This is a genomic window from Flavobacterium sp. (assembly GCF_046073885.1).
Taxonomy (GTDB): domain Bacteria; phylum Bacteroidota; class Bacteroidia; order Flavobacteriales; family Flavobacteriaceae; genus Flavobacterium.
In genome coordinates, this window is record NZ_JBJTND010000053.1 from 1 (window position 1) to 7,396 (window position 7,396).

A 7,396-nucleotide genomic window follows, 5' to 3' on the forward strand; every position below is an offset into this window, starting at 1 on the left:
AAACTACGAAAGTAGGATAAAGTGAATCGAAAGTTGTAAACGATTTGCGGTTTCAGTAATGGAGCTCGAGTAGACAAACAAGACATCATCTATTCTTAGTTCCGAGGGTAACACTGTAGGGAATGGATAGATGACCTGGCAATCCGAGTTGTTAGGTTGAGGTGGGAACACCAATAAGAGTAACTTGTGGAACCTTACAAGAAATAGGACCTCCAATCCTATTATTGTGTTGTTCAATACAATGGGTACCTTAAAATCGAAAGGTATGGTGATGTACAAGTGGTGTTGTTATCATCCTCAATAAAACCCTACCAAGAGTTTTATTTTGAAGGTGTCCAAAAGTGTGGAGGTTGGGAGACTTCAGAGAGTAGTTTAGTATTTTGCTGTTCAAAAGATAGCGAAGCTGGCAGGCGGGCCACTACTTTCAAGATTCGGAAACAATAACTTTGTTAATTCTGGTTTAACAACTACAAAAAATAAAGGAAAAGTGCTCGTCAGTTGTTGGAAACAGGTGACTACATAGTCGTGAGTTGTTCACGGCCATTGAAGACCCCAAGTCCGATATGATTTTTGAGAAAAGTTCTGTATAGTGCGGCGGTATTGTACAGAGAAGAGTACCGAGAGAGTATCCAACAACTTAAGGATTGGTTAATCTAATTGACCGTCACTGATTGGTACAGTTCAAAAGACTGTGGATAAGAGAAGAACCGATAATGTCTCTAAAGTCAATCACAAAATGGTGTAATCTCAGCCCTTTTTAATCAAGCATTTATTGTTTTCTCGGTTTCAAAAAACCAAGTGGTGGAATCTGACCGTAACCGGTCGACCCTCAAAAAAAGTCAGGAGCAATTCTGACTTTTTTTATGCTCTATTTATTGATATGTTTGAAATAAAAAAAATTGAAAGTTTAAATTTAAAATTTATTAATTCTCTTGAAAATTTTTTAGATAAATCAATTATTGAAAATGATTTATATCATTTTTCTAATTGTGATAAATTATATAATCGAGAAGATTATGTGGATGATTCACATCCAACAATTCCTTTAAATAAATGTGAATTATCAAAATTTGAAAATTCACAAATTTTGTTGGATATGGAAAATATTATTGAGTTTTTGAAATTACAATATGATGCCAAAATAATTTGGATGAATGTATTTTACCCGCACAGTACATTACCATTCCATATGGATTTTACCAAAAACAGACACATTTTGAGTTTAAATAGTGATGAAAGATTTTTTAATTATGAGTGTTTTGAAACAAAGTCTCAAAATAATCATAGTACAATATTAGAATTAAACGACAAATTAAAAATTGATAATTTAGACAATTTCAATAAAGAATTTTTGTTGAGACAAAATACTAGAATAATTAATTTAGAAAGTAAATCAGTTTATTCTTTTGGGGATACTATCCATACGTTTGTAAATGGGTCCGATAAAATTAGAGCCGCGTTTGTTTTTGAATTTTAATTTTTTAATCTGATAAATTTTTCTTATATTTGAAATATGAGAATAGTATGTATTTCAGATACCCATAGTCTACAAGACTCAATGAGTCACCCCATTCCAAAAGGTGATGTGTTAATACATTCTGGTGACATATCAAATAAAGGTGAAGAATATGATGTGACCAATTTTATACATTGGTTCCAAAATATAGAGGGGTTTGATTCTAAAATATTCATAGCCGGTAACCACGATTTTTGTTTTGAGAGAATTAATGAACCTCACCATAAAGGTGATTATGATTGGTTAAAAAATTTAATGTATGAAGAAAATTTACCCCAATCTAATGTTACATATTTGGAAGATAATTTTATCACAATCGAAAGTCCTGAATTTTCGAGACCTATCAAAATATATGGAAGTCCTTGGCAACCCAATTTTTATGATTGGGCGTTTAATCTACCAAGAATGGGTGATGAAATAAAAAGTAAGTGGGGTATGATTCCCGATGATACTGACATTTTAATTACTCACGGCCCACCTCACGAAATAAGAGATTTTGTATCAAATTGGAGAATGGGGGGGATGAATGTTGGATGTGAACTTTTGAGATATGAGATTGATAGTAGAATTAAACCAAGTTTACACGTGTTTGGTCACATTCACGGTGCATACGGTGCTGCAGTTATCAAAGATACTTTATATGTCAACGCATCAATCTGCACTGAAGGTTATGTACCATCAAATAAACCAATAATAGTTGACTTAATAGAAGTTGACGGTAAAATAATTGCAAATTATGTCGAAGATTAATCCATTGAGTGTTGTCATATCAACAAGAGAAATAAATCAAGATTATATCAAACACGTGAGTAAGATGTTTTCACATCCCAAAACCGAAGTTATTGTGTATCAAAATAATGAAGAATTTTCACTACCTCAATTATATAATAAAGGTTTATTGGAATCCAAAAATGAGATTGTTGTTTTTATGCACGATGACTTAATCATTGAGACTCCTAATTTAACCCCCAAAATCTTACGTCTGTTCGAAGATAATTCAGAATACGGTATAATAGGTGTTGCGGGAACAAATAACCTTATAAACGGAATGTGGTGGCAGGATAGAGAATCGATGCAAGGACAAGTGAGCCACGAACATCAAGGTAAAAGACACACCAACAAATATTCAAATACATTCGGTGAAAATTTGAAAGAAGTTGTTGTTATCGATGGGCTGTTTATGTGTGTCCATAAAGGGAGAATAAAACATAATTTCAATGAAGAATTTCAAGGATTCCATTTTTATGATTTACCAATTTGTTTGGAAAATTATTTAGATGGTGTGAAAATTGGTGTGACTACCAAAATTAAATTAGTCCATAAATCGATTGGTGTTGTTAACAAAAAGTGGGAAAAAAATAAGTTGTTATTCGAGGCACTTTATGAGAAGAAATTACCAATCAGGATTTAACCCTAATAATCAAATATTTATATTAAAAAAAAATTATGAAACATTTATTATCAATTATCAATTTAATCAAAAGTTTATTCGGTGCAGGTAGTGTGGCGGAAAAGGCGGTACAAGTTGCCCAATTAGAAAATGAAGTTAAAGAAGGAATTGCTGAATTAACTGAGAAACCAAAAAAACCAAGAAAAAAGAGAAAACCTAAAGCTAAAAAAGTTGAAGGGGAATAATTTTTTCGTATATTTGTAAAAACATTTACAAATGGGGATGACCGGCACTTGACTGGCGTTTGTATTGTAAGTGGGCACGTAGTCAGACTTCATCTATGACTTAAATTAATGGTGGAAATTTTTAGACGGCAACGTTTACAAGAATATGGAAATTGCAGGTTTACTTGCAACTTCTAACGTAGCAGTAGCCTAAGGCAAACCTACATCGGGTCGACTGACATATAACCTAGGAACAGAAGTCTTCAAAGTGTGATACCACTTAGAGTGTCAAAGGTCTCGTTCAGAGGGCTACCTTAAAGTGAACTCGACACAGTTATTGGTAACAATGTCAAAATAGGAACCATTTATTTGTCTATTGAGAATTAATAGAATAAACGTGTAGTCCATTTATTATGTGGCGAACAGGACCAGGGTTCGAATCCCTGCATCTCCACCAATTAAAAAACCCACTTTAAATCAAAGTGGGTTTTTTGTCTTCTATCAAATCCATCAATTGTTGAGCCAATTGAATGTGTCCAATTTTACCTGTATGTCTATCAGGTACTGCACCATTTGTTTCATCAACAATCAAGCTATATTCTTGTCTTGGAATCATTCTATCAAAACATTGTTTCTTATAGTTGAAAGATCCGTAATGTTTTATGTTGAAATTCTTATGAACAAACTCTTGTCTTTCCGATGTGGTATATTCTATATTGACAACAATCAATTTTTTACCCTGTTCAGCCAAATTTTTCATTTCATTTAAATCCACATCATTTTTTAAATCAACTAAATAATCGCAATTACTTCTAATCAAATTTTTTGTATTCTCATCGGTGTCTCTCCAATTAGGTAAAAATAATGTATGTTTCGCCTCTATACTTTCTTGGGACCATATGTTATTTGAAACAACAACTTCAGGACTCACCCAAGTCCAATGATAAACTTTATTCTTTGGTAATAAAGATTTAATTACATCCATAAATTGGTTGATTTCGGACCACCATACAGAATGTGTATCTCTGTTTATTGCGATTTGTTGAGTACTTGACAAATCAACATCATCATTTTGTTTGGGGTGTGGGGTATTTGGTAAAATATCAACGAATGAATTAACATTATTTGCCAATTTAAATCTATTAATTGCCGTCCAACCAAAAACAACAATATCATTTGGTTTTATTGATTTATAGTTATTCATAAATTGCTCGAATATTGTATAATTTGAGCATCCACCTATTCCATAATTAAATAATTCGATATCATATGTTCTTGAGATTATTTCACTATATGTTTTTGGGACTTCCCCTATATAATCAAAATAGGTTTTAGCCCATACCGTACCCGCCTGTTGATGGGATTTGAAGGTTTTGGTGTGTGAATCTCCGAATGCGAATAGTCTTGGTTTGAGTCTATTTTCGAGCATTTTTATTACTCTTTCAGAAAATAACTTATTACCAAAATATCCTGGATGTTTGTCATCAGTTATACCGGGTACCTCATCTTTGATTGTGTGGTTATTGAAACCGCAAAATTGATTGACGGAATTATAAGTCTCAAATTTTAAATCCCTTTTTTTGTCTAAAGATTCATAATAAAAACCATAAGGTGGTTTTATACTATCGTCATCAAACCAATAAAAAAATTCAATGTTATGTTTTTCTAAAAAACTGAACAAACCAACCATCAAACCTTTATGTTTTTCAACATAGGCGATTGGGTTATGATACTTTTGTAGATAGTCCTTTGTCTCTTCGGTGATTTTCCCATCAAAAAATGTATAAGGATACTTTATCCCGTCTTTTGTGGTTGTACTATGAATTTGAATACTACTTAACCCTCCCAAATTTCTTTCATCATCATACCTAACGTTTGTAATTGCATAATCACCAATCACTTCATAATATTGGTCGACTCTATGAACAGGGCTGGTAATTTCGAATAAGAATAGTGTTTTTTGTGCTTTCTTAATTCCTATTTTTTCAATGTACTCATAAGTTCTTCTTATTAGTCTCGGAGCACCCGCACCCGATACCGCATCGTGAACTAATTCACATTCAAAATAATCTGATATGTATTTTGGATATGTTACCTGTTTTTCATCATCCCATTCTATATCATATAATCTCTTATATTCTTTTTTAACATTTGGTTGGTCTAATCCACCACCAGCAGTTAGTGAAGAACCGTTTACATAAATTGTATCGAAGTTATAATATTTCATAAATCTAATATAGATAAATAATATCTCAAAGTGAATGGGTATAAACGAACAAAGAGGTCTTTAGGACCCCTCTGTCGAGATTAAGAACACCTCCTTTTCGTTTTATAAGTATTATCGTTCAACGGCGACCAAACCAATTGAACTCTCTTATAAATATCGAAATTATTTAAATAATTCCTTTAATAGAATATTTTTTACTGTTTCTTTTATGATTTTTGATTCTTGAATACTTCCGTAATTTGGTAATAATTTATCAAAAATTTCTTTTGTAATTATTGTATTTTTGTTATCCAATAAACCAAGATTTATCAATTTATTCAAAAGTTCTTGACCATATTTTTGACCAAGTTCATCCCCAAAAAATTTTTGATTTAAAGCTCCAATTTTTTTGTTCATACATCCATAAGACCAATTGTATGTATTTTCATCGCAAGGTTTTGATTTAAATCCTGACATATCTGTTGAGGGAATATGTTTTTCTGGTTTATAATATTCGGGTTCAGGCACTTTAAATTTAGCTTCATATGAATTGTATTTACCTAAGCCTAAACTACCTTTATACTGTTTCCAAAATTTTAATCTACCCTCAGGTGTTGACATACCTTGTGAGAACTTTTGAAATGGGAATGAAGAAGTATCTAACTCAAATTTTTGAGTTATTAAATTATATATCCTTTTTAATTCTTCCTCATTCATATTATTGTTCAAAAGGGTTTACAAATTTGGGTTTAGCTTGTTGTCGTTGTGGTCTATTTGACGTCGTATCAACTTGTTGTGTTTGGTCTATTGGTGTGTTTAATAAACTTGTTGTATCGGGAGGTAAAAACCCTTGTTGTTGTGCCAAACTATCAACTTTACTTCTTATTTCTTCTTTATTCTCTTGGTATTTTTTATCAGCCTCACCCCTTAACTTATTCAGTGCGACTTTGAATGAATCCATTAATTTTCCCAATTTAGTCATCAATTCAGTTTTCTTGATTGTTTGACCCTTACCGCCGCCTTTGAAAATGTAATCTAATATTGGTCCTAATTGTTCTTGAACTAATCTCCAAGGTACAACATAAGTTAGACCCCCAAAAGTCCAAGCTCTTTGTATTCTTGGGAATATTGATGATGCAAAATCCTCATATTTAATTTGGTCATCATTCCAATCCAAAACTAAATCGTAAATAAATTCTACTAATGTCAATCTCCAAGTCCACCACCAAACTCTACCTGCAAATTGTCCACCTATATTGACAATTGTATATAAAATTTTATCTTTAACACCTATACGTGTCAAATTTCTTATTACCTCATTGGCATCTCCCACACCTGAACCTAACCATCCACCTAATCTTATCCAATCTTCTTTTTTGAACCTTCCTCCACCAACACCAAATAAAGATTTAAATGGATGTCTTACTAATTTATATAAAGTACCAATACCGGTTTTTGTTTTGAATCCTCTCACAAACTCATTACCGATAGTTTTAGTTCTTCTACTTAAATTATCCAATAATCCGGGTTTAGGTAAAGGTTTTGGTTTTGCAAAGAAATCTTTTATGAGTGTACCATTTTTTAATCTCAAATTTGCATATCTACCAACAATTTCATCATATTTCGATGGGTCAATATTAATTTTCATCATATCTTCTTTTAACCATCTTAAAGGTACATTTCGTTGACCAGATTGTGTAATAAATGCCTTCTCACCATTTTTTATTGTTAATAATGTGGCATCGTCCACTGATTTTCCCAACAATTTTACAACATCGTCACCCATATTCGCTTCCGCAGCTCTAACAACATCATCACCAAAAAGATTTATAAATTTTGAACCGTACTTAGCAATAAGAGATTCCAAACTAATTGCACCACCCGGAGGGACACCAGCTTCGTTAATTTTATTCTCAACTAACGTTTTTAATTTTGATTTTATTTTTGACTCTAATTCGTTCATCTTTAATTTATTTTCTTCCTTTGAAATTATTATCTAATATACTATCCTCATATCTTACAAGGTCATTGTAATTGTCATATAAATAACTATTAGCACC

7 protein-coding genes and 1 other RNA gene are annotated in these 7,396 nt (G+C 32.0%); 5 read left to right on the top strand and 3 right to left on the bottom strand.

Going from position 1 to position 7,396, the window contains the following annotated elements; translation table 11 throughout:
• Nucleotides 1-880: 880 nt before the first annotated feature.
• From ACKOWY_RS07515 to ssrA, 5 genes are all read left to right on the top strand, one after another.
• Nucleotides 881-1,477, top strand: a complete 597-nt coding sequence (locus ACKOWY_RS07515; protein ID WP_408940824.1) for a hypothetical protein — start codon at nucleotides 881-883, stop codon at nucleotides 1,475-1,477.
• Nucleotides 1,478-1,513: 36 nt separating this feature from the next.
• Nucleotides 1,514-2,266, top strand: a complete 753-nt coding sequence (locus tag ACKOWY_RS07520; RefSeq protein ID WP_408940825.1) for a metallophosphatase domain-containing protein — start codon at nucleotides 1,514-1,516, stop codon at nucleotides 2,264-2,266.
• Nucleotides 2,253-2,927, top strand: a complete 675-nt coding sequence (locus ACKOWY_RS07525) for a glycosyltransferase (protein ID WP_408940826.1) — start codon at nucleotides 2,253-2,255, stop codon at nucleotides 2,925-2,927. Before ACKOWY_RS07520 ends, ACKOWY_RS07525 begins: the two co-directional genes overlap by 14 nt.
• Nucleotides 2,928-2,962: 35 nt before the next feature.
• On the top strand, nucleotides 2,963-3,151 hold the full coding sequence (locus ACKOWY_RS07530) for a hypothetical protein (RefSeq protein WP_408940827.1): 189 nt from the start codon (nucleotides 2,963-2,965) through the stop codon (nucleotides 3,149-3,151).
• Between the two features lie 33 nt (nucleotides 3,152-3,184).
• Nucleotides 3,185-3,587: a transfer-messenger RNA gene (gene ssrA, locus ACKOWY_RS07535) on the top strand.
• 15 nt (nucleotides 3,588-3,602) lie between these two features.
• Here the strand turns inward: ssrA and ACKOWY_RS07540 are convergent.
• The 3 genes from ACKOWY_RS07540 to ACKOWY_RS07550 all read right to left on the bottom strand — a co-directional run bounded on the left by ACKOWY_RS07540 (nucleotide 3,603) and on the right by ACKOWY_RS07550 (nucleotide 7,299).
• Nucleotides 3,603-5,357 (bottom strand): hypothetical protein, encoded by a 1,755-nt coding sequence (locus tag ACKOWY_RS07540; RefSeq protein WP_408940828.1) that lies wholly within the window; start codon nucleotides 5,355-5,357, stop codon nucleotides 3,603-3,605.
• A 162-nt stretch (nucleotides 5,358-5,519) separates the two neighbouring features.
• A complete protein-coding gene (locus ACKOWY_RS07545) occupies nucleotides 5,520-6,053 on the bottom strand; it encodes a hypothetical protein (RefSeq protein WP_408940829.1) in 534 nt (177 codons plus the stop codon).
• A gap of 1 nt (nucleotide 6,054) precedes the next feature.
• Entirely contained in the window at nucleotides 6,055-7,299 is a 1,245-nt protein-coding gene (locus tag ACKOWY_RS07550; protein WP_408940830.1) for a hypothetical protein, read from the bottom strand.
• Nucleotides 7,300-7,396 lie beyond the last annotated feature (97 nt).

Excerpts from the sequence above, each read along its gene's own strand:
- ACKOWY_RS07515 (WP_408940824.1), top strand. The coding sequence starts at position 881 with ATGTTTGAAATAAAAAAAATTGAAAGTTTAAATTTAAAATTTATTAAT.
- ACKOWY_RS07520 (WP_408940825.1), top strand. The coding sequence starts at position 1,514 with ATGAGAATAGTATGTATTTCAGATACCCATAGTCTACAAGACTCAATG.
- ACKOWY_RS07525 (WP_408940826.1), top strand. The coding sequence starts at position 2,253 with ATGTCGAAGATTAATCCATTGAGTGTTGTCATATCAACAAGAGAAATA.
- ACKOWY_RS07530 (WP_408940827.1), top strand. The coding sequence starts at position 2,963 with ATGAAACATTTATTATCAATTATCAATTTAATCAAAAGTTTATTCGGT.
- ACKOWY_RS07540 (WP_408940828.1), bottom strand. The coding sequence starts at position 5,357 with ATGAAATATTATAACTTCGATACAATTTATGTAAACGGTTCTTCACTA.
- ACKOWY_RS07545 (WP_408940829.1), bottom strand. The coding sequence starts at position 6,053 with ATGAATGAGGAAGAATTAAAAAGGATATATAATTTAATAACTCAAAAA.
- ACKOWY_RS07550 (WP_408940830.1), bottom strand. The coding sequence starts at position 7,299 with ATGAACGAATTAGAGTCAAAAATAAAATCAAAATTAAAAACGTTAGTT.